The sequence below is a fragment of the Burkholderia sp. SR8 genome (assembly GCF_052851275.1).
This window is the reverse complement of the sequence record NZ_JAULUC010000036.1, coordinates 26,751-48,266: the sequence shown is the minus strand read 5'-3', so window position 1 is coordinate 48,266 and position 21,516 is coordinate 26,751. Positions and strand designations below refer to the sequence as shown.

Sequence of the window (21,516 nt, the reverse complement as noted above, 5' to 3'; positions counted from 1 at the left end):
CAGGGCAGGCGCGTCCGGGCGCGCGGGCACAAAAAAGCCGCTGCACGGCGGCAGCGGCTTTCCGGTCAAGCGCGCTGCACGGCAGCGGACGCCATTGTAGCGCCCGCCGCGGCAAACGCTTGCGGCTTACTTCTTGTCGTGCAGGCTTTCGAGGTAGCGCTGCGCGTCGAGCGCGGCCATGCAGCCCGTGCCGGCGCTCGTGATCGCCTGGCGATACACGTTGTCCTGCACGTCGCCGGCGGCGAACACGCCCGGCACGCTCGTCGACGTCGCGTTGCCCTGCAGGCCGCTCTTCGTCAGGATGTAGCCGTCCTTCATTTCCAGCTGGCCCTGGAACAGGTCGGTGTTCGGCTTGTGGCCGATCGCGACGAACACGCCCTGCACGGCGAGATCCTGCGTCGCGCCGGTCTTCACGTTCTTGATGCGCAGGCCCGTGACGCCCGATTCCTCGCCCGTCACTTCGTCGAGCACGTGATCCCACTTGATGTCGACGACGCCTTCCTTCTCCTTCTCGAGCAGCCGGTCGATCAGGATCGGCTCGGCGCGGAACTTGTCGCGGCGGTGGATCACCGTGACCTTCTTCGCGATGCCCGTCAGGTAGAGCGCTTCCTCGACGGCCGTGTTGCCGCCGCCGATCACCGCGACTTCCTGGTTTCGATAGAAGAAGCCGTCGCAGGTCGCGCAGGCCGACACGCCCTTGCCCATGAACGCTTCCTCGGACGGCAGGCCGAGATACTGCGCGGACGCGCCGGTCGCGATGATCAGCGAATCGCACGTGTATTCGCCCGAGTCGCCGATCAGCCGGATCGGCTTTTCGTGCAGCTTCGCGGTGTGGATGTGGTCGAAGACGATTTCGGTGTTGAAGCGCTCCGCGTGCTCCTGGAAGCGCGCCATCAGTTCCGGGCCCTGCACGCCCTTCGCATCCGCCGGCCAGTTTTCGACGTCGGTCGTGGTCATCAGCTGGCCGCCCTGCGCGATGCCGGTGATCAGCACCGGGGACAGATTGGCGCGTGCCGCGTAGACGGCAGCCGTGTAGCCGGCGGGGCCGGAACCGAGAATCAGGACTTTGGCGTGTTTGGGCGTGGACATGTGCAAATCCGTAAAAGGCGGCCCGGCGGGCGGGATAAGGCGCGCCGGACGGTCTGGGTTGACCGGGATGCCGTCATAGATGGGTATCAGACGCGCATTATAAAGGCCCCGTTGCTGCGCTGCCGAACGAGACTTTCAATCGCGGCGATAGCGTTTCGCCGGCGGCCGGCTCGCGCGGCGCGCGGGACAGCGCGGCAGGGCCGACCGCTCGCCCCGCCGCACCGGGCGGCGCATTGCCGCAGCCGGGCGGCAGAGGCCGGGCCGCCGCGCATGCGGCTCGCCTGCGCGGTATCGGCTCGATGAGCGGCCGCAGCCCCGTTATGTAACCGTCATTTACACTTGACGGCCCGATGCAGCGTTTACAATAAGCGCGATCGAACGACAGGCGGGCGCGCGGCCCGTCCTCTTTATACGGATTCATGGCAAAAGCTCCTTATTCCGCCCAGGCACAGGCGTTGCCGCACCGGATGTCGAAGCTCCTCACGGAGATCCGCTGGATTCTCCAGGTCGCGCTCTGCGCTTTTCTGGTGATGGCCCTGTTGAGCTACAGCCGGCGCGATCCGAGCTGGACGCACGCCGCGCAGGTGGACCACATCTCGAACTGGGCCGGGCGCGTCGGCGCGTGGACGGCCGACATCATCCTGCTGCTCTTCGGTCTGTCGGCCTATTGGCTGATCGTGCCGCTCGGCCGGCGCATCGCGGTCAACTACCGGCGCATCACGCGTCACGAGGCGGTCGTCGACGAACCGGAGCGGCCGATCGGCTGGCTCACCGAGATCTTCGCGTTCGTGCTCGTCGTGCTCGCGTGCGACGGCATCGAGGCGCTGCGGATGTGGTCGCTGAAGGTGCAACTGCCGCGCGCGCCGGGCGGCGTGATCGGCGAGGCCGTCGCCGGCGCGATGTCGCACGCGTTCGGCTTCACCGGCGGCACGCTGCTGCTGCTGATCCTGCTTGCGATCGGGCTGTCGCTGTATTTCCGTTTTTCGTGGCTGTCGGTCGCCGAGCGCGTCGGCGGCGCGATCCTGTCGGCCGTCAACGTCGCGAAGCTGCGCCGCGAGGCCGAGCGCGACCGCAAGCTCGGCGAGGCCGCGGCCGTGCGCCGCGAAGGCAAGGTCGAGGAGGAGCGCGTGCGCATCGAGGATCACGAGCCCGTGACGATCGTGCCGCCGGTCGTCACGCCGGCGAAGTCCGAGCGTGTCGAGCGCGAGCGCCAGGTGCCGCTGTTCACCGACCTGCCGGGCGACTCCACGCTGCCGCCGGTGTCGCTGCTCGACCCCGCGCCGAAGACGCAGGAATCGATTTCCGCCGATACGCTCGAATTCACGTCGCGGCTGATCGAGAAGAAGCTGAAGGATTTCGGCGTCGAGGCGAGCGTCGTGGCCGCGTATCCGGGCCCCGTCGTCACGCGTTACGAGATCGAGCCGGCCACCGGCGTGAAGGGCAGCCAGATCGTCAACCTCGCGAAGGACCTCGCGCGTTCGCTGTCGCTCGTGTCGATCCGCGTGGTCGAGACGATCCCCGGCAAGAACTACATGGCGCTCGAGCTGCCGAACCAGCGCCGCCAGACGGTGCACCTGTCCGAGATCATCGGCTCGGAAGTCTATGCGGCCGCGTCGTCGGCGCTGACGCTGAGCCTCGGCAAGGACATCGGCGGCAAGCCGGTGTGCGCGGATCTCGCGAAGATGCCGCACCTGCTGGTCGCCGGCACGACCGGTTCGGGCAAGTCCGTCGGGATCAACGCGATGATCCTGTCGCTGCTGTACAAGGCGACCGCCGAGCAGGTGCGCCTGATCCTGATCGATCCGAAGATGCTCGAAATGAGCGTCTACGAAGGCATTCCGCACCTGCTGTGTCCGGTCGTCACCGACATGCGGCAGGCCGGTCATGCGCTGAACTGGACGGTCGCGGAGATGGAGCGCCGCTACAAGCTGATGAGCAAGCTCGGCGTGCGCAACCTCGCGGGCTACAACAACAAGATCGACGACGCGGCGAAGCGCGAGGAAAAGATTCCGAATCCGTTCAGCCTGACGCCGGACGATCCTGAACCGCTCGGCCGCCTGCCGAACATCGTCGTCGTGATCGACGAGCTGGCCGACCTGATGATGGTCGTCGGCAAGAAGGTCGAGGAACTGATCGCGCGGATCGCGCAGAAGGCGCGCGCGGCCGGCATCCACCTGATTCTCGCGACGCAGCGTCCGTCCGTCGACGTGATCACCGGCCTGATCAAGGCGAACGTGCCGACGCGGATCGCGTTCCAGGTGTCGTCGAAGATCGATTCGCGCACGATCCTCGACCAGATGGGCGCCGAATCGCTGCTCGGGATGGGCGACATGCTGTACCTGCCGCCGGGCACCGGGCTGCCGGTGCGCGTGCACGGCGCGTTCGTCGCCGACGACGAGGTGCATCGCGTCGTCGAGAAACTCAAGGAGCAGGGCGAGCCGAACTACGTCGAAGGGCTGCTCGAAGGCGGCACCGCCGACGGCGACGAAGGCTCGGCCGGCGCGGGAACCGGCGAAGGCGGCGGCGAGTCTGATCCGCTGTACGACCAGGCGGTCGAGATCGTCATCAAGAACCGCCGCGCGTCGATCTCGCTCGTGCAGCGCCATTTGCGGATCGGCTACAACCGCGCAGCGCGGCTGCTCGAGCAGATGGAACAGTCGGGGCTCGTGTCGGCGATGTCGTCGAGCGGCAACCGCGAAATTCTTGTGCCGGCGCGCGACGCGGAATGAGTCCGCGGCGCTCGCAGCGCCGGCCACCCAGGGAGAAAACCGCATCATGCAGCAACTTTCGTTCGTCCCTTCCCTTCGTTCGACGCGGCGCTGGCTCGGCGCGGCGTTCGCCGGCGCATCGCTGATGCTGGCGGCGACGCACGCGTTCGCGGGCGGCACCGAGCAATTGAAGGCCTTCGTGTCGCAGGTGCGTTCGGCGAAGGGCGATTTCACGCAGCAGATCGTCAAGGCGCCCGCCAAGGGCGCGAGCGCCGCGCAGGCCGCACCGAAGCCGAACGACAATTCGAGCGGCACGTTCGTGTTCTCGCGTCCGGGCAAGTTCATCTGGACTTACCAGAAGCCGTACCAGCAGGTGCTGCAGGCCGACGGCGACAAGCTGTACGTGTACGACCGCGACCTGAACCAGGTCACCGAGCGCAAGCTGAACGGCGCGCTGGGCGCGAGCCCGGCCGCGATCCTGTTCGGCAGCAACGACCTCGACAAGAACTACACGCTGCGCGATGCCGGCGAGAAGGGCGGCATCGAATGGCTCGAGATGCTGCCGAAGGCGCAGGACACGCAATTCCAGCGGATCGGCATCGGGTTCCGCAACGGCACGCTCGCCGCGATGGAACTGCACGACGTGTTCGGCAACGTCACGCTGCTGACGTTCACGAACATCCAGACGAACCCGCCGCTGAAGGGCGATGCGTTCAAGTTCGTTGTGCCGAAGGGCGCCGACGTGATCAACGGCTGACTTTCGCTGCGCCGTTTTCCCGACACGGGCCTGCCGGCAACGGCAGGCCCGTGTTGTTTGGGGACGCGGGTACCGGACGCGGGTACCGGGCGCGGACACCGGGCGCGGACACCGGGCGCGGACACCGGGCGCGGCGGCGCGGTCGCGCGGCTGTCATAATGTCGGGTCCGGCGGCCCGTTCGGCCGTCATCGTTTGATCTGGAGCGAGGGTTCATGTCCGACCTGTTTCAAGTCGAGCCGCGCCGGCCGCTCGCCGAGGCGCTGCGGCCGAAGACGCTCGCCGAGGTGATCGGCCAGACGCATCTGCTGGGCGAAGGCAAGCCGCTGCGGCTCGCGTTCGAATCCGGCAAACCGCATTCGATGATCCTGTGGGGGCCGCCCGGCGTCGGCAAGACGACGCTCGCACGCCTGACCGCGCTCGCGTTCGACTGCGAGTTCATCGCGCTGTCCGCAGTGCTCGGCGGCGTGAAGGACATCCGCGAGGCCATGGAGCAGGCGAAGGACACGCTGAACCGCACCGGGCGCCACACGATCCTGTTCGTCGACGAAATCCACCGCTTCAACAAGGGGCAGCAGGACGCGCTGCTGCCGTTCGTCGAGTCGGGGCTCGTCACGTTCATCGGCGCAACGACCGAGAATCCGAGCTTCGAAGTCAACTCGGCATTGCTGTCGCGCGCGCAGGTGTACGTGCTGAAGTCGCTGAACGACGACGAGATGCGCCAGCTGCTCAAGCGCGCACAGGAAATCGCGCTCGACGGGCTCGCGTTCGACGACAAGGCGATCGATACGCTGATCGGCTACGCGGACGGCGACGCGCGGCGCTTCCTGAACCTGCTCGAGCAGGCACAGACGGCCGCGTCGTCGGCCCGCGTCACGACCATCGATGCCGACTTCGTCAGCAGCGCGATGACGCTGAACGCGCGGCGCTTCGACAAGGGCGGCGACAACTTCTACGATCAGATCTCGGCACTGCACAAGTCGGTGCGCGGATCGAGTCCGGACGGCGCGCTGTACTGGTTCTGCCGGATGATCGACGGCGGCGCGGATCCGAAATATCTCGCGCGGCGCATCGTGCGGATGGCGTGGGAAGACATCGGCCTCGCCGACCCGCGCGCGCTGCAGATGGCGAACGACGCGGCCGAAACCTACGAGCGGCTCGGTTCGCCCGAAGGCGAGCTGGCGCTCGGGCAGGCGGTGATCTATCTCGCGTGCGCGGCGAAGAGCAACGCGGGCTACAACGCGTTCAACCAGGCGATGGCATTCGTGAAGCAGGACAAGTCGCGCGAGGTGCCCGTGCATCTGCGCAATGCGCCGACCAAGCTGATGAAGGAACTCGGCTACGGCCACGCGTATCGCTACGCGCACGACGAGCCGAACGCGTATGCGGCCGGCGAGCGCTACCTGCCGGAAGGGATGCGCGAGCCGCACTGGTACAAGCCGGTGCCGCGCGGGCTCGAATCGAAGATCGCCGACAAGCTCGCGTGGCTGCGCGAGCTCGACCGCGAGGCAGGCAAGAAGGATTGACGGGCGCGTGCGGCGCTGCCTGCCGGTGCGTCAGCGCTTGCGGCCCGGCTGCTTCTTCCAGTACTCGAACGGCTCCGCGTGGCATTCGATGTCGAGCTCGGCGACCCGCGCATGCAGGCGCTCCTGCGCATCGGCGATCGCGAGGTTGTAGATCGCCGGCGCGATTTCGTCGACGAAGAAGTGCAGCAGCGCGCCGGCCTGGACGTTGCCGATCGGCTCGTCCATGTTTTCTGTGAAATAGCGTTGCAGCGACGCGATCGCGCGGTCGCGGACATCCTTGTCCAGTTCGATGATCATCTCGGGTTCCGTCGGTCGATGGTGATGCGACGGCGGACGCGCCGCCTGCCGCGTCGTGCGCCGCCGGAGCAGCCGCCGCGCGCCGCGCGGCAGTGCTACGCGGCGCGCTTCGCCGGCGGCGCGAGCACATTCCGGCACTGCGATACTGCCATGCGTGCCGCGCGTTTGGCGCATCGTCCGTCCGGCCAGTGCCGTGGCGGCCCCGCGGTGCGTTAGAATTCCCGTCTTACACAACGATTTTCCAAGTCCTCCCATGCTCGACATCCAGTTGCTGCGCAAAGACCTCGACGGCGTCGCGAAGCGCCTCGCCGATCGCGGCTACACCCTCGACGTCGCCGCGTTCTCCGCCCTCGAAGCGGAACGCCGCGCGATCCAGACCCGTACCGAAGAGCTCCAGGCACGCCGCAACAGCCTGTCGAAGCAGATCGGCGCGATGAAGGGGAAGGGCGAGGACACGTCGGCCGTGATGGCCGAAGTCGGCGGCATCGGCGACGAGATGAAGGCGTCGGAAGCGAAGCTCGGCGAGATCCAGTCGCGTCTGTCCGACCTGATGCTGGGCATGCCGAACATCGCGCACGAAAGCGTGCCGGTCGGCAAGGACGAGTCCGACAACGTCGAGGTGCGCCGCTGGGGCACGCCTCGCCAGTTCGACTTCGAGGTGAAGGATCACGTCGACGTCGGCACGCCGCTCGGCCTCGATTTCGAGACGGGCGCGAAGCTGGCCGGAGCACGCTTCACGATGCTGCGCGGCTCGATCGCCCGCCTGCACCGCGCGCTCGCGCAGTTCATGATCGACACGCACACGCTGCAGCACGGCTACAGCGAGACGTACACGCCGTACATCGTGAACCCCGAAATCCTGTACGGCACGGGCCAGTTGCCGAAGTTCGCGGACGACATGTTCCGCGTCGAGAAGGGCGGTGCCGAGAACACGATCACGCAATACCTGATCTCGACGTCCGAGATTTCGCTGACGAACACCGTGCGCGAATCGATCGTCGAAGGTTCCGCGCTGCCGATCAAGCTGACCGCGCATTCCCCGTGCTTCCGCTCGGAAGCCGGCTCGTACGGCCGCGACACGCGCGGGATGATTCGCCAGCACCAGTTCGACAAGGTCGAGATGGTGCAGATCGTCGCGCCCGACGCGTCGTACGCGGCGCTCGACGAAATGGTCGGCCACGCGGAAGCGATCCTGCAGAAGCTCGGCCTGCCGTACCGCGTGATCACGCTGTGCACGGGCGACATGGGCTTCTCGGCCGCGAAGACGTTCGACCTCGAAGTGTGGCTGCCCGCGCAGAACACCTATCGCGAGATCTCGAGCTGCTCGAACACCGAGGCGTTCCAGGCGCGCCGGATGCAGGCGCGCTTCCGTAACGCGCAGGGCAAGCCGGAACTCGTGCATACGCTGAACGGCTCCGGCCTCGCGGTCGGCCGCACGCTCGTCGCGGTGCTCGAGAACTACCAGAATGCCGATGGTTCGGTCACGGTGCCGGAGGCACTGCGTCCGTACATGGGCGGCATGGAGCGCATCGAAGCGCCCGTACAGGCGTCGTGAGATCGCCGGACGATCGGTACTCGACGCCTCGCAAAAAAATTTGCAAAAAGGGCTTGTGAGATTCGAAGAGATCGTTCTATAATCTTTTCTTTCCCGGACACGACCAACCGGGAAATGAAGCAGCAAGGAAGGAGAGGTGGCAGAGTGGTCGAATGTACCTGACTCGAAATCAGGCGTACGGTTTCCCCGTACCGTGGGTTCGAATCCCACCCTCTCCGCCAAAATACGAAGCCCCGTGATTCGAAAGGATCACGGGGTTTTTCGTTTTGGTCGCCCGGTGGCGACCGGTGCTTGGGTCGTCGCTGCCGCGTTGCGGCAGCACGCACGCATACGGCACATCCGCACATCCGCACATCCGCATGTGCATGCCAGCCGTTGCGCTGCCGACCACCTTCCGATCATCGCGATCGCGGCAACCGCCTCCCGGCGACATTCTGTCGCCGCCTTTCTGCTTCAGCCTTGGCTTCCCGCGCCGTTAACAGCGGACGGCGAGAAGCGCCTTTCGCGCCGTCGCCGTTCTGCGTCGATCCAAGGTCCCATGAAACTGAGCTACAAGATTCCCCTCGCATTCGCCGTTGCGCTGCTGCTGATGTTCTGCGGTGCGCTGTACGGCATCCGCATCCTCAACCGGTCGATCGATACATTCGCGAACGACGTGCAGACGCATGTCGCCGACGAGCGGCTCGTGTCTGCGACGCTCGTGCAGTTCAAGCTGCAAGTCCAGGAGTGGAAGGACACGCTGCTGCGGGGCAAGCAGCCCGACAAGCTCGCCAAATACTGGCAGGCGTTCCAGACGCGCGAGCGCACGGTCGACGCGCTTGCCGCGCAACTCGTCAGCCAGCTGCCGCCCGGCGAGAGCCGGACACTCGTCGAGCAGTTCATGCGCGCACATGCGGCGATGGGCGACGGTTACCGCCGCGGGTTCGATGCGTTCAAGGCAGCCGGCTTCGAACCGGCGGCAGGCGACACGGCCGTGGCCGGCGTCGACCGTGCGCCGGCCGCGCTGCTCGAGCGCGCGGCGAAGACGATCGCCGACGAAAGCGCCGCGGTGTCGGCGCAAGCAAGCCGCGATGCGAGCCGCGCGACCGTGGCGAGCGTTGTGCTGATGCTGGCCGTGCTCGGCATCGCGATGATCGGCGCGTTCCTGTTCAGCCGCACGATCCTGCGGCCGCTCGATCGCGCGGTCGCCTGTGCGCAGGCGGTGGCGGGCGGCGACCTGACGCGCGACGTCGACGCGGCCGGCAGCGACGAGATCGCGGAGCTGCTGCGCGCGTTGCAGACGATGCAGGCGAGCCTGTCGAGTGTCGTGCTCGAGGTGCGCACGCACGCCGAAGCCGTCGCGACCGCGAGCGCGCAGATCGCGTCGGGCAACCACGATCTGTCGTCGCGCACCGAGGAGCAGGCCGCCTCGCTCGAGGAAACGGCGGCCAGCATGACCGAACTGACGGGCATCGTGCGCCAGTCGGCCGAGCACGCGCAGCACGCGGCGCAGCTCGCCCGGGACGCATCGGACATCGCGTCCGCGGGCGGCGGCGTGATGACGGACGCCGTCGACACGATGAGCGGGATCGCCGCCAGCGCGGCGAAGGTCGGCGAGATCATCGCCGTGATCGACGGCATCGCGTTCCAGACCAACATCCTCGCGCTGAACGCCGCCGTCGAGGCAGCGCGCGCGGGCGAGCAGGGGCGCGGCTTCGCAGTCGTCGCAGCCGAGGTGCGCACGCTCGCGCAGCGCAGTGCGGCCGCTGCAAAGGAGATCAAGGCGCTCATCGAGCACTCGACGCGGCGCGTCGACGACGGCGCCTTGCTGATCGGCCGCGCGGGCGAATCGATTCACGAGATCATCGGCGCGGTACAGCGGGTGACGACGATCGTCGGCGAGATCTCGTCTGCGTCGCAGGAGCAGAGCGGCGGCATCCAGCAGGTCAACGTCGCGGTCACGCAGATGGATGAAGCGACGCAGCGCAACGCGGCACTGGTTGAACAGGCGTCGGCCGCGACGCAGGCGCTGGCCGAACAGGCGAGCGCGCTGCGGCGCGCGGTCGCCGTGTTCAGGCTGCCACTGGCCGCGTGACGGTGCCGCCGGCGACGGCGACCACGCCGTCGCCGCTCACATCGCGGCCGAATACTGCGCGAGCACGCGAGCGCGGATCGACGGCTTGATGTTCGATTGCGCCATGTTGCCGCCGTAGTGCGCGACGACCCGCGGATTCATCACGCGGTACCACAGCGGCGGCACATACGCGAACAGGATCATCGTCGCGTAGCCCGCGGGCAATTGCGGCGAATCGTCGAAGTGGCGCAGCGCCTGGTACGAGCGCGTCGGGTTCGCGTGATGATCGGCGTGCCGCTGCAGCTGATACAGGAACCGGTTCGTGACGACGTGATTGCTGTTCCACGAATGCTGCGGCGTGCAGCGTTCGTAGCGGCCGCTAGCCAGCTTGCGGCAGCCGAGCCCGTAGTGCTCGACGTAGTTCACGACTTCGAGCAGCGACGCGCCGTACACGGCCTGGATCACGAGGAACGGGATCGCGACCTTGCCGGCCATCGCGATCGCGATGCCCCACACGACGACGGTCATCGCCCATGCGTGCAGCACCTCGTTGCGCCAGGTCCACGGCGAATGCCCGAGCCGCTCGAGACGCGTCTTCTCGAGCCGCCACGCCGAACGGATGCTGCCCGTCACCGTGCGCGGCAGGAACGCCCAGAACGATTCGCCGAAGCGCGCGCTCGCCGGATCCTCGGCCGTCGCGACGCGCACGTGATGGCCGCGGTTGTGCTCGACGAAGAAGTGCCCGTACGCGACCGGCGCGAGCGTGACCTTCGCGAGCCAGCGCTCGAAGCGGCTGGTCTTGTGCCCGAGTTCGTGCGCGGTGTTGATCGAGATGCCCGTCGCCGCGCCGAGCGATAGCGCGAAGCCGACGTAGTCGTACCACGCGAGCGCATGCGTGCCGACGATCCACACGCACATGAAGAACGCGACGTATTCGACCAGCGTCGCGAGATAGACGATATGGCGGTAATAGCGCTCGCGTTCGAGGTGCGGGACGACGGCTTCGGGCGGATTGTCGCGATCGTCGCCGATGAGCGTGTCGAGGACCGGTATCACGCCGAACGCGAACAGCGGGCCGAACCACCAGAACACGTGCAGGCCCGTCGACAGCGCGAGCTGGGCCGCGAAGATCGGCAGCGTGATCGTCACCGCGCCGAGCAGCCACAGATAACGTTTGCCATCCGACCAGTGCGCGGCCGGTCCGTCGGTTTTTGCCATTGTCTCCCTCCTTGTGGCGGCCAGCTCCAGCGCGAGGGCCTGGCGGCCGCGTGTCCCGTTCTTTCGTCGGTCGAATCGTCGTCGGTCCGCGGCACGGCGCGCGGCCCCGGATCGTGGTCCGGTTGTGCCAGTTATACGACCGCCGCGCACGCTTTCCAAACGCTGCCGGTAGGCGTGAAACTCCAAACGGCGAACCGTCCATGGTTCGGGTCGGGAAGGGCCGGTGAGGGGGTGATTGAAACGGGGTGCGCGGCCGCGAATCGCGCGTGCGAAGGGTTTTCTCGTCTGAGGAAAGCGCGACGCGCAGCGCCCGGGCGAGCCCGGTCATGCCCGCAACGAATGTTGCAACGCAATAAGCGCGCGATGACGGCGCGTGTCGTCGTCGCGCTCTCGCAACCTTATATTACGGACCATTACGATTGCAGCGACGCAACGCCGGACGCGCGGCGCACGAATGCCGCGTGCGACAAGGCAGGCGCGGCGACATGTCCGCGAGCGGCGTCCGAATGCCGATACGTCGGCGTGCGGCAGCGCCCGATGCTGCACCTGCACACCCGCGTGTGCGTGGCACCGCGCGCGTTGCCTGCCGCCTTTCGATCCGCGCGGCCATTTGAAAATAACGATTTGACTCATGCCCCGCTTTCGGTTGAAGCTAATAGCTTGCTGTCCGAAGGGGGCTGTGCCTGCATGAGTTCGACCTTGACCGTTCGTCGTATCGCTGCCGACCAGGGCAGCGTGTATCGCGAACTCCGCGCCGCATCGCTGCGTGAGCCCTACGCGCCCGGCGAAGCGCCGGAGGCCGAATTGCTGAACGTCGATTCCGACGCAGCGGCGGCCATCGCCGCGCTGCGTGCCGCATCCGACGAGTCGACGACTTTCCTGCTGTACACCGAAGGCCACCCGGCCGGCATGATCGGCGCCTATTTCGACAATACGCCCGAGCGGCGCGCGTTCGTCAGCGAGCTGTGGGTCGCGCATGCGGTCCGCCATCTGCGCGGCGGCGTGCTGCTGCTCGAAACGGCCACCGCGTGGCTCGCCGAACGCGGCGCGCAGGACGTCTACGCATGGATCGCCGATGCGAACCGCAATGCGATCCGCTTCTACGAACGCGCGGGTTTCGGCAATACGGGCGAGCACGCGCCGATCGCGCGCATGCCCGGCGCGATGAAGTCGTTGTTCGTGTCGCACTTCAACACGCCCTGACGCATGAATGCGCGGGCCGCCCGGCGCGATCGACACCCGCTCGCCCCGTCCGAGCCCGCAGGCCGGTTGCGCGCGTGCCGCGACCGTCGCCATCCGGTTTCCCAAAAATAATGGCTGCACGCGTGGACGCCTGTAAAATACGCAAAAATTTTTTGCAGAGTGTCCATGTCGCTTAAAAAATCGCCATTCTTCGAGCTGCGCAGCGGATCGGTCGATACGTTGCTGTTCACCGTGAAGACGACCGATCTCGATGCGTTGCGTACCGAACTGGTCAAGCGCTTCGAAGCGACTCCCGAGTTTTTCGCCGACGATGTCGTCGCGATCGACGTCCGCCGTCTCGCGGACGGCGAACGCGTCGCGCTCGCGGACATCCGCCAGATGTTGAACGACGTGCGGATGCGTCCGGTGGGCGTCGTCGCGCTGCCGACGCAGGGCTGGGCGGCCGAAGCCGGCTTGCCGCTGCTCGAGGCGCGCGATCGGCGCGTGGCGGCCGCGAAGCCGGCCGACGAAGCGGCGGAGCCGGCGCCTGCGGTTGCGGCGCCTGCTGCGGCTGCAGCGGAACCGGCGCCGGAGCCCGCGCCGACGCCGATTCCGGCGGGCAGCCAGACGCTGGTGATCGATCGGCCGCTGCGTTCGGGGCAGCAGATTTACGCGAAAGGAGACCTCGTGGTGCTCGCGCCGGTCAGTCACGGCGCAGAAATCATCGCGGAAGGCAACATCCACATCTACGCGCCGTTGCGCGGCCGCGCCCTCGCGGGTGTGCACGGCAATCACGACGCGCGCATTTTCTGCACGTGTCTCGAACCGGAACTGATTTCGATCGCGGGTATCTATCGAACGACCGAGAACCCGTTGCCCGCCGACATACTGGGCAAATCGGTGCAGATCCGGCTCGAAGAGGAAAAACTGATGATCGAACCGCTGCGCCTGACGTGATTCACGCGGCACGCTCCGGATCGATCGGCTCTCATTGACGAACACAGGGTATTGGGTAAATGGCAAAAATCATCGTGGTGACTTCGGGCAAGGGCGGCGTGGGCAAGACGACGACCAGCGCGAGCTTCGCGTCCGGCCTCGCGCTGCGCGGCCACAAGACGGCCGTGATCGACTTCGACGTCGGCCTGCGTAACCTCGATCTCATCATGGGCTGCGAGCGTCGCGTGGTGTACGACCTCGTCAACGTGATCCAGGGCGAAGCGAACCTGAACCAGGCGCTGATCAAGGACAAGAAGTGCGAGAACCTGTTCATCCTGCCGGCGTCGCAGACGCGCGACAAGGATGCGCTCACGCGTGACGGCGTCGAGAAGGTGCTGAACGACCTGGTCGCGATGGACTTCGAATACATCGTCTGCGATTCGCCGGCCGGTATCGAGGCGGGCGCGCTGCATGCGATGTACTTCGCGGACGAGGCGCTGATCGTCACGAACCCGGAAGTGTCGTCGGTGCGCGACTCGGACCGCATTCTCGGCATCCTGTCGTCGAAGACGAAGCGCGCGACCGAAGGCAAGGATCCGATCAAGGAGCACCTGCTGATCACGCGTTACAGCCCGAAGCGCGTGAGTGAAGGCGAGATGCTGTCGCTCGAGGACATCAGCGAAATCCTGCGCATCAAGCTGATCGGCGTGGTGCCCGAATCGGAAGCCGTGCTGCACGCGTCGAACCAGGGTCTGCCGGCCGTGCATATCGACGGCACCGACGTCGCGGAAGCGTACAAGGACGTCGTCGCCCGCTTCCTCGGCGAAGACAAGCCGCTGCGCTTCACCGATTACCAGAAGCCGGGCCTGCTGCAGCGCCTCTTCGGCAGCAAGTAACGGAGGCCGCCCATGTCCATCCTTTCGTTTCTCCTCGGCGAGAAGAAGAAGTCCGCATCGGTCGCGAAGGAGCGCCTGCAGCTCATCATCGCGCACGAGCGGGTCGGCGGCCGTCCGCCGGCCGATTACCTGCCGGCGCTGCAGAAGGAGCTCGTCGCGGTCATCTCGAAGTACGTCCATATTTCGAACGACGACATCCGCGTGAGCCTCGAGCGCCAGGACGATCTCGAAGTCCTCGAAGTGAAGATCGAGATCCCGCAAGCCTGAGCGTTGTCGCACTCCCTCCGCACGGCGGCGCATGCCGTCGTGCGCGTCTTACGCCCTGTTGCACTTTCGGGCTCGCCGTAACACGGTCTCTGTCGGCCGTTCGCCGTCCTCCCGCATTGAAGTGAATACGTTCGCGTCATTCGTCAATCAGGAGGTTGTGATGGCTGTCTCTACCGTTCAACGCCGTATCGTTTCGCTCGCGCTCGTTGCCGCGGGCCTGTCAGCCATCGTCGCGCCGCTCGCCGCACGCGCGGACGACCTTCTCGTCGGCGCGCCGGTGCTGGTGCAGTCGGGCCGGATGATCGTCGCCGAGCCCGTGGCCGTGCGTACCGAGGAAGTCGTCGTCGTCGCGCCGAACGCGCCGCCGCCCGTGCGCTACGAGGTCGTGCCCGACGCGCGCGTCGGCTACGTGTGGGAGCGCGGCCACTGGCGCTGGGACCATGGCCGCTACCTGTGGATCGGCGGACACTGGGAAGCCGAGCGCATCGGCATGCAGTGGGTGCCGGGCCATTGGGATCAGCGCGGCCCGAACTGGTTCTGGACCCGCGGCCACTGGGCGTAACGGAGGCGAACGATGAAGCGAACCGTCATCGCCATCGCGCTCGTCGCGATCACGCTCGCCGGCTGCATCGTCGTGCCGGCACGGCCCGTCTATTACCGGCCGGCGCCTGTGGTGATCTATTGAGGCGCGCGCGGGCCCGTCTGCGCCGGGCCGTTCGCGCCCGAAGCAGGCGGCCCGTCGTGATCGGGTGTTGCCGCTGTCGGTGCGGCGGCGTCGGCGGCCGCCGGAGCGCCGGCCGCCGGAACGCCGGCCGCGCTCGCGTCTTCTTCGCGCAGTGTGTCGAGCGGATCGGCGGGTGCGGCCGCCGCGTCCTGCGGCTCGGTGACGCCGGTCGCCGGCGCCGCTGCGGCGGCCGGTTGCGCTGCGTGCGTCGCAGCGGATGGCGCGGCGGCCGGCGGCGGCGCGAGATAGCGCTGCGCGAGCGTTTCATAGAGCGGCGGCGCGAAGAAGCGCGCGACGCGGCTCGACACCAGCGCGGTCGCCATCAGCGAAATCACGAGCGCGTGGCCGTTGATCATCTCCATCACGATCACGAACGACGTGATCGGCGACTGCGTGACCGCCGCGAGGTAGCCGACCATCGCGAGCGCGATCAGCATCGGCAGGCTCATGTCGCCGAACGCGACGTGCAGCAGGTTGCCGAACCCGGCGCCGATCGACAGCGACGGCGCGAAGATCCCGCCCGGGATGCCCGGCAGGTAAGACGCCACCATCGACACCATCTTCAGGAGCGGATAGAACAGCGACAGCTGTTCGTGGCCGTCGAGCAGGCCGCGCGCCTCCGCATAGCCGCTGCCGAACGTCGTGCCGCCCGACACGATGCCGACGACGGCGATCACGAAGCCGCACAGCGCCGCGAACGCAATCGGCCGCTCGCGATACAGGACGAGCACGCGCGCGGGCAGCCAGCGCCCCGTATTGAGCAGCAGCCAGCTGAACAGGCCGCCGGCGATTCCGGTGACGATCGCCGTCACGAGCACGGCGACGGCGAGCATCTTCGGGAAATGCTGGCCGGCGTCGATCGTGCCGAAATACGTGTAGTTGCCGTTCAGGCCGAGTGCGACGACACCGGCGAGGATGATCGCCGTGATCAGCACGCCGCTTGCGCGCGCGGAGAAGCTGCGCGTCAATTCCTCGATCGCGAACACGATCCCGGCGAGCGGCGTATTGAACGCGGCCGACAGGCCGGCCGCCGCGCCCGCGAGCACGAGCTGCCGTTCGATCTGCGCGTTCGAGCGCGGGTAGAAACGCCGCAGGTTGAACATCAGCGCCGCGCCGATCTGCACGGTCGGACCTTCGCGGCCGATCGTGAAGCCGCCGAGAATGCCCATCAGCGAAATCAGCACCTTGCCGAACAGGATCCGCAGCGTCAGCAGCCGCGCACCGAACGAAGTCGGGCTCGCATGCAGCGTCGCGATGACCTGCGGGATCCCGCTGCCCTCGGCGCCGCGAAAGAAGCGGCGCGTGAGCCACGCCGACGCCGCGGCGATCGCCGGCGTCAGCAGCAGCGGCAGCCATGCGGCATGCGCGCGCATCGTGCGGAAGGTGTCGTAGCCCCAGTCGATGAGTCGCGCATACAGCACGGCCGCGAGGCCCACCGCGATCGCACCGAGCCAGAATACGCCGTACTGACGCCAGATCCGCAGCGAGCGGCGCGTGAGGGCGGGAAACAATCCGGAAAGCAGGGCGGGAACAGCGGGGCGTTGCATCGGGCGGCCGGCCGGAAGGCAAAGAAAGCATTATAAAAAGAACCGGATGCGGGCGGGGCTCGATAAACTTCGACAAAACGACGCAATTTGTTGCAAATGTAATGCTGCCGTAATGCCACGCGCGCCTGCCATCGTTAGCATGGCGAAACGGCCGCTCATTCCCCACAAGAAACGTGAAACGCATCCTCATCGTGAAAGTGACGTCGCTCGGCGACGTCGTCCAGACGCTGCCTGTCGTCGCGGACCTCCATCGCGCTTTTCCCGGCGTGGCGGTCGATTGGGCCGTCGACGAGTCGTGCGCCGAGGTCGTGCGCTGGCATCCGGGCGTGAGCAACGTGCTGTGCGCACCGCTGCGGCGGTTCAAGAAGCTGCGCAACGGCGGCGACCTGAAGGCGATCTCGGCGTCGATCGGTGCGCTGCGCGCGCACCGCTACGATGCGGTCATCGACCTGCACGGGGTCTACAAGAGCGCGATCATCTCGGCGCTCGCGCGCGCGGCGCGCCGGTTCGGTTACCAGACGCAGGATCTCGGCGAGACGGGCGCGCGCTTCGCGTACTCGCATCGCTTCGGCCCGCGGCCGGATTGCGACGCGTGGCACGGCATGCGCGTGAGCGCCGGCGAGGCGCTCGGTTATGTCCCCGAAGGCATTGCCGACTACGGGGTCGTCGCGCCGCGGGATGTGAACCTGCCTGCGGCCGTGACCGACGGCGCGCCGTTCATGCTGCTGTTCCATGCAACGTCGAATCCGGACAAGCAATGGCCGGCCGATCGCTGGGCCGCGCTGGCCACGCAGATGATGGCGCGCGGCGTGCGCGTGCTGCTGCCGTGGGGATCGGCGGCCGAACATGACGATGCGCAGGACATCGCCGCGCGCGCACCCGGTGCGATCGTCTTGCCGGCGATGTCGGTGCGGGAATTGGGCGCGGCGCTTGGCCGGGCCGCGCTCGTGGTGGGGGTCGATACGGGATTCGTGCACATGTCGCATGCGCTGAAGCGCCCGACGGTGATGATTTTCGTCGCGACGTCGCGCCACCATTGCGGGATCGGCGGCGCACCGAACGCGCTGTCGATCGGCGAGCCCGGCGCGCCGCCGTCGGTTGCGCAGGCGCTCGACGCGATCGATGCGGTCGGGCCGGTCTATGGCGCGTCGTGCGCGCGGTTGACGGCCTAGCGCCAGCGACTGACGCGAGCCGGTTCCGGACGCGGCGCCGGCCGGTTCAGGCGAGCAGCACTTCGACGGTGACCACCGCGGCGATCGCCGCCAGATTGGCCAGCAACGCCTCGATCAGCAGACCGCGCCAGGTTTTCGGCCGGAAGCGCGCCGCGAGCAGCAGCGCGCCGCCCAGCGCGAGTGCCAGGATCAGGACGAGGTCGGCGTTGTCGAGGTGGACGTTCATCGCGGCGGCTCCTTCGGGGCGGGAATCCCGGGGCGCGCGCAGCGGCGCCCCCGCGATCGAGTATAGGCGGCGCCCCCCGCCGCACAACCCGGGGCGCCCCGGACGCTCAGACGAGCGATGCGTCGCGCGTTTCGCGCATCAGCAGCACGCCGATCAGGCTGATCGCCGCCGCGACCGACACGTAACCGCCGACCCACGACAGGCCGCCGCGTGCGGCGAGCAGTTGCGCGATGTACGGTGCGATCGACGCGCCGAGAATCCCGCCGAGGTTGTACGCGACGCCGGCGCCCGTATAGCGGACGTTGGTCGGGAACAACTCCGGCAGCAGCGCACCCATCGGCGCGAACGTCACGCCCATCAGGAACAGCTCGATCGTCAGGAACAGCGCGACGAGCGGCATCGAGCCGCTGCCGAGCAGCGGTTCCATCGCGAAGCCGGACAGCAGCGCGGCGATTGCGCCGACGACCAGCACCGGCTTGCGGCCGAAGCGGTCCGACGCCCACGCCGACAGCGGTGTCGCGAGCCCCATGAACACGACCGCGAAGCACAGCAGCCCGAGGAAGCTCTGGCGCGGAATATGCAGCGCCGACACGCCGTACGACAGCGAGAACACGGTCGAGATGTAGAACAGCGTGTAGCAGACCACCATCGCGAGCGCGCCGAGCAGCGTCGGCTGCCAGTGTTGCGACACGAGCGTCGCGACCGGCACGCGCACGCGCTCGTTGCGGTCGAGCGCGGCCTGGAACGCCGGCGTCTCGGTGATCTTCAGCCGCACGTACAGGCCGAGCGCCACGAGCACCGCGCTGACGAGGAACGGGATGCGCCAGCCCCAGCTGCGGAACTGTTCGTCGGACAGCGACAGCGCGAGCGCGAAGAACAGGCCGTTCGACATCAGGAAGCCGACCGACGGCCCGAGCTGCGGGAACATCCCGAACCAGCCGCGCTTGCCTTGCGGCGCATGCTCGGTCGCGAGCAGCGCCGCGCCGCCCCATTCGCCGCCGAGCCCGATGCCCTGGCCGAAGCGCAGCACGCACAGCAGCACCGGCGCGAGCGCGCCGATCGCATCGTAGCCGGGCACGAAACCGATCGCGGTGGTCGAGATGCCCATTACCAGCAGCGACGCGACGAGCGTCGATTTGCGGCCGATGCGGTCGCCGAAGTGGCCGAACAGGAACGAACCGATCGGCCGCGCGATGAACGCGATGCCGAACGTGACGAACGCGGACAGCGCCTGCGCGGTCGCGGAGCCGTGCGGGAAGAACACGGGGCCGATGACGAGCGCCGCGGCGGTCGCGTACACGTAGAAATCGTAGAACTCGATCGCGGTGCCGATGAAGCTCGCGAACACGATGCGCCGGTGGCTGACGGCGGTGGCCGAACCGGTTGCATGTGCAACGGCCGGGGGAGATGCGGACATGGATGTCTCCGTTTTGTCGTTGGGGCGATCGGCCGGGCGTACGGTCGGGCAGGCACGAACGCCTGCCGCTCGCAGCCGGGCGGATGATGCGGTGGCGGCGTGGACGCGCGCCGTGGCGCGGACGTCACCCGCCGGTCGACGATGGAGACGGATAGGTCGCCGCCGCCCGGTGCCGGCGTGGTCGGCTCGCATGCCGGGTGCGGCATGCGAACGCGCGCGGGAGGGTGACCCCGCGATTGCGGAAAATTATAGCCAGCGCCGCGACATAGCGGCAATCGCGGGCGGGCGCAGGCTCAATCGATCGACTGCGCCTGCGCGGACGCCGTGCTCTGCAGCTGGAAGCGTCCGTCGTCGTTGAACAGCCAGCCTTCCATCATCTCGATCCGGCCATTGCCGTCCAGCAGTTTCGACGGCGGTGCCGGCAATGGTGCCGAGCGGCGCAGCGACGCGAGCGCGAGCGCTTCCGCTTCGCTGTCGCCGTTGCTGCGATAGACGGACGCGTTGACGAGGCGGCCGCCGCGATCGACGGTGAACGCGACGACGACGAGCGAGCGCAGCATCGCCTGCGGTGTGCCGCGCGATACGCCGGATGGATTGTGCTCGGCGACGCACCGCGCGACTTCCACGCGGTACTGGTCGAGATTGGCGCCGCGCGTGATCGACGGGATCGTCAGCACCGAATGCAGCGACGGCGGCGGCGTGATCGTGCAGGCGGCAAGCAACAGGGCGGCGACCAGCGCGGCGACACGCGGCCGGTCGGCACCCGGGCGGGGTAGAGGGAGCATGGGAGGCAAGCCGGGAGTGACTATAAAAAAATGATAGGCGCCCGAGCGCGACACGTTATCGGGAGAAACGCATAATCCGCGGCACGCGACGGCGCGAGCGCGAATGATCGCTCCCTGGCGCGGCCGGCGGCGTCGCGATGTGACGTGACATGTGACGACAAGCGGGGGACATGCGGGGACATGCGGGGACATGCGGGGGACATGCGTGCCCCACCGCCCGCGCGCGGCGCACAGCGGCGATCCCGTGGCCCGGCCGGCGCTGCTCTGGTCAGTAGCCGTGCGTCACGAGCGACAGAACGGACAGGTCCGGATGCGTACCGTCGATGATGCTCTTGCCGATGTGCACGGCCTCGTGCACTGCATCGTCGACGCTCGCGAAGCTTTCCTCGCCGTCCGCATGGAAGGCCACCGCATGACCGGGGAGGGCGGGATTCACGCCCGGATGGCATACGTAGCCGGTGTACGTATAGCGCGCGTCGCTGCCGGGAACGAGGCCCGGCACGACATGAATCTCGAAGCCTTCGTAATCGACGTGATCCGTCGCGGTCGACAGTTCGGTCATGGCGGTCTCCGTGCGCCGCACGCGCGGATGGCGCGAGCGGCATCGAGTCGCGGCGGCGGTCGTGTCGCCGTGCTGATCGAATTCTAGGCGATGACGGCCCGGCCCGTGAGACCCGCGCAGCGCAACGCCGGTCGAGCCGGGTCGCGCACTAGCGCGTACAGCGCGCGTCCTTGCGCTGCACGACGAGGATCACCGGATACTTCTCGCCGTGCTCGAGCTCGACCGGCGCGACGACCGTCAGCGTCGCCGGGTCCGAATCGTCGTACACGCTGACCTGTTCGTTGCGGATGTAGGTCACGCCGGTGCAGTTCGACGCGCGGCCGTCGTCCGACACCTTGCACTGGAGTTCGTTTTCCTTCAGGTAGTTGTACGGCGTCGGGCTCGCGAGATATTCGCGCAGGCTGCGCGGCGAGCCGCCGACGCCCTTCACGTACGCGATCGCGCACGACGGCGTCGGTGCATCGGTGCCGGAGGCGGAATCGGCGGCCGCTGCGTGCGTGCCGACGGCGGCCAGCAGCGCGGCGAGCGACGAGGCGATGAAGGGCTTCATGACGTGGTTTCCCGTTTCGCGATTCGGAGCGCCGGATTGTAACGGGATCGG

The 21,516-nt window shown here is 67.6% G+C and carries 20 protein-coding genes and 1 tRNA gene; 12 read left to right on the top strand and 9 right to left on the bottom strand.

Annotation, left to right across the window (positions count from 1 at the left end; all coding sequences use genetic code 11):
• Positions 1-126 precede the first annotated feature (126 nt).
• Complete coding sequence (gene trxB, locus Q3A80_RS29665) at positions 127-1,089, bottom strand: thioredoxin-disulfide reductase (RefSeq protein ID WP_151065459.1); 963 nt, start codon at positions 1,087-1,089, stop codon at positions 127-129.
• Between the two features lie 419 nt (positions 1,090-1,508).
• On the opposite strand from trxB, the gene Q3A80_RS29660 reads away from it, so the two are divergent.
• From Q3A80_RS29660 to Q3A80_RS29650, 3 genes are all read left to right on the top strand, one after another.
• Positions 1,509-3,818 (top strand): DNA translocase FtsK, encoded by a 2,310-nt coding sequence (locus Q3A80_RS29660; RefSeq protein WP_446332348.1) that lies wholly within the window; start codon positions 1,509-1,511, stop codon positions 3,816-3,818.
• 46 nt (positions 3,819-3,864) lie between these two features.
• Positions 3,865-4,554 carry an outer membrane lipoprotein chaperone LolA gene (gene lolA, locus Q3A80_RS29655; RefSeq protein WP_124613296.1) on the top strand — a complete coding sequence of 230 codons (690 nt, stop codon included), beginning with the start codon at positions 3,865-3,867 and terminating at the stop codon, positions 4,552-4,554.
• 213 nt (positions 4,555-4,767) lie between these two features.
• Positions 4,768-6,078, top strand: a complete 1,311-nt coding sequence (locus Q3A80_RS29650; RefSeq protein ID WP_446332347.1) for a replication-associated recombination protein A — start codon at positions 4,768-4,770, stop codon at positions 6,076-6,078.
• A gap of 30 nt (positions 6,079-6,108) precedes the next feature.
• Here Q3A80_RS29650 and Q3A80_RS29645 read toward each other — a convergent pair whose 3' ends face one another.
• On the bottom strand, positions 6,109-6,375 hold the full coding sequence (locus Q3A80_RS29645; RefSeq protein WP_446332346.1) for a DUF2164 domain-containing protein: 267 nt from the start codon (positions 6,373-6,375) through the stop codon (positions 6,109-6,111).
• Between the two features lie 253 nt (positions 6,376-6,628).
• Here Q3A80_RS29645 and serS point away from each other — a divergent pair, with 253 nt between their 5' ends.
• The 3 genes from serS (at position 6,629) to Q3A80_RS29630 (ending at position 10,004) form a co-directional block, all read left to right on the top strand.
• A complete protein-coding gene (serS, locus tag Q3A80_RS29640) occupies positions 6,629-7,930 on the top strand; it encodes a serine--tRNA ligase (RefSeq protein WP_446332345.1) in 1,302 nt (433 codons plus the stop codon).
• Between the two features lie 130 nt (positions 7,931-8,060).
• Positions 8,061-8,151, top strand: a tRNA-Ser gene (locus Q3A80_RS29635).
• 317 nt (positions 8,152-8,468) lie between these two features.
• On the top strand, positions 8,469-10,004 hold the full coding sequence (locus Q3A80_RS29630) for a methyl-accepting chemotaxis protein (RefSeq protein ID WP_446332344.1): 1,536 nt from the start codon (positions 8,469-8,471) through the stop codon (positions 10,002-10,004).
• Positions 10,005-10,040: 36 nt separating this feature from the next.
• Here Q3A80_RS29630 and Q3A80_RS29625 read toward each other — a convergent pair whose 3' ends face one another.
• Positions 10,041-11,201 (bottom strand): alkane 1-monooxygenase, encoded by a 1,161-nt coding sequence (locus Q3A80_RS29625; RefSeq protein ID WP_446332343.1) that lies wholly within the window; start codon positions 11,199-11,201, stop codon positions 10,041-10,043.
• 687 nt (positions 11,202-11,888) lie between these two features.
• Between Q3A80_RS29625 and Q3A80_RS29620 the strand changes: the two genes are divergently transcribed.
• The 5 genes from Q3A80_RS29620 (at position 11,889) to Q3A80_RS29600 (ending at position 15,044) form a co-directional block, all read left to right on the top strand.
• Positions 11,889-12,404, top strand: a complete 516-nt coding sequence (locus tag Q3A80_RS29620; protein WP_446332342.1) for a GNAT family N-acetyltransferase — start codon at positions 11,889-11,891, stop codon at positions 12,402-12,404.
• A 165-nt stretch (positions 12,405-12,569) separates the two neighbouring features.
• Complete coding sequence (gene minC / locus Q3A80_RS29615) at positions 12,570-13,340, top strand: septum site-determining protein MinC (RefSeq protein WP_446332341.1); 771 nt, start codon at positions 12,570-12,572, stop codon at positions 13,338-13,340.
• 59 nt (positions 13,341-13,399) lie between these two features.
• Positions 13,400-14,215 (top strand): septum site-determining protein MinD, encoded by an 816-nt coding sequence (minD, locus tag Q3A80_RS29610; RefSeq protein WP_046545140.1) that lies wholly within the window; start codon positions 13,400-13,402, stop codon positions 14,213-14,215.
• A gap of 12 nt (positions 14,216-14,227) precedes the next feature.
• Positions 14,228-14,482, top strand: coding sequence for a cell division topological specificity factor MinE (minE, locus tag Q3A80_RS29605; protein ID WP_006486661.1), 255 nt, complete (start codon positions 14,228-14,230; stop codon positions 14,480-14,482).
• 160 nt (positions 14,483-14,642) lie between these two features.
• Entirely contained in the window at positions 14,643-15,044 is a 402-nt protein-coding gene (locus Q3A80_RS29600; protein WP_446332340.1) for a YXWGXW repeat-containing protein, read from the top strand.
• Positions 15,045-15,160: 116 nt separating this feature from the next.
• Here Q3A80_RS29600 and Q3A80_RS29595 read toward each other — a convergent pair whose 3' ends face one another.
• Entirely contained in the window at positions 15,161-16,753 is a 1,593-nt protein-coding gene (locus tag Q3A80_RS29595; RefSeq protein ID WP_446332339.1) for a chloride channel protein, read from the bottom strand.
• A gap of 173 nt (positions 16,754-16,926) precedes the next feature.
• On the opposite strand from Q3A80_RS29595, the gene waaC reads away from it, so the two are divergent.
• Positions 16,927-17,925, top strand: a complete 999-nt coding sequence (gene waaC, locus Q3A80_RS29590; protein WP_446332338.1) for a lipopolysaccharide heptosyltransferase I — start codon at positions 16,927-16,929, stop codon at positions 17,923-17,925.
• Positions 17,926-17,971: 46 nt separating this feature from the next.
• Here waaC and Q3A80_RS29585 read toward each other — a convergent pair whose 3' ends face one another.
• The 5 genes from Q3A80_RS29585 to Q3A80_RS29565 form a co-directional block, all read right to left on the bottom strand.
• Positions 17,972-18,151 (bottom strand): hypothetical protein, encoded by a 180-nt coding sequence (locus tag Q3A80_RS29585; RefSeq protein WP_446332337.1) that lies wholly within the window; start codon positions 18,149-18,151, stop codon positions 17,972-17,974.
• A 106-nt stretch (positions 18,152-18,257) separates the two neighbouring features.
• Positions 18,258-19,568, bottom strand: a complete 1,311-nt coding sequence (locus Q3A80_RS29580) for an MFS transporter (protein WP_446332336.1) — start codon at positions 19,566-19,568, stop codon at positions 18,258-18,260.
• 293 nt (positions 19,569-19,861) lie between these two features.
• Positions 19,862-20,353 (bottom strand): energy transducer TonB family protein, encoded by a 492-nt coding sequence (locus Q3A80_RS29575; protein WP_446332335.1) that lies wholly within the window; start codon positions 20,351-20,353, stop codon positions 19,862-19,864.
• A 268-nt stretch (positions 20,354-20,621) separates the two neighbouring features.
• Positions 20,622-20,915 carry a hypothetical protein gene (locus tag Q3A80_RS29570; protein ID WP_446332334.1) on the bottom strand — a complete coding sequence of 98 codons (294 nt, stop codon included), beginning with the start codon at positions 20,913-20,915 and terminating at the stop codon, positions 20,622-20,624.
• A 148-nt stretch (positions 20,916-21,063) separates the two neighbouring features.
• Positions 21,064-21,465: a hypothetical protein gene (locus Q3A80_RS29565; RefSeq protein ID WP_446332333.1), complete on the bottom strand. Its 402-nt coding sequence runs from the start codon at positions 21,463-21,465 to the stop codon at positions 21,064-21,066.
• Positions 21,466-21,516 lie beyond the last annotated feature (51 nt).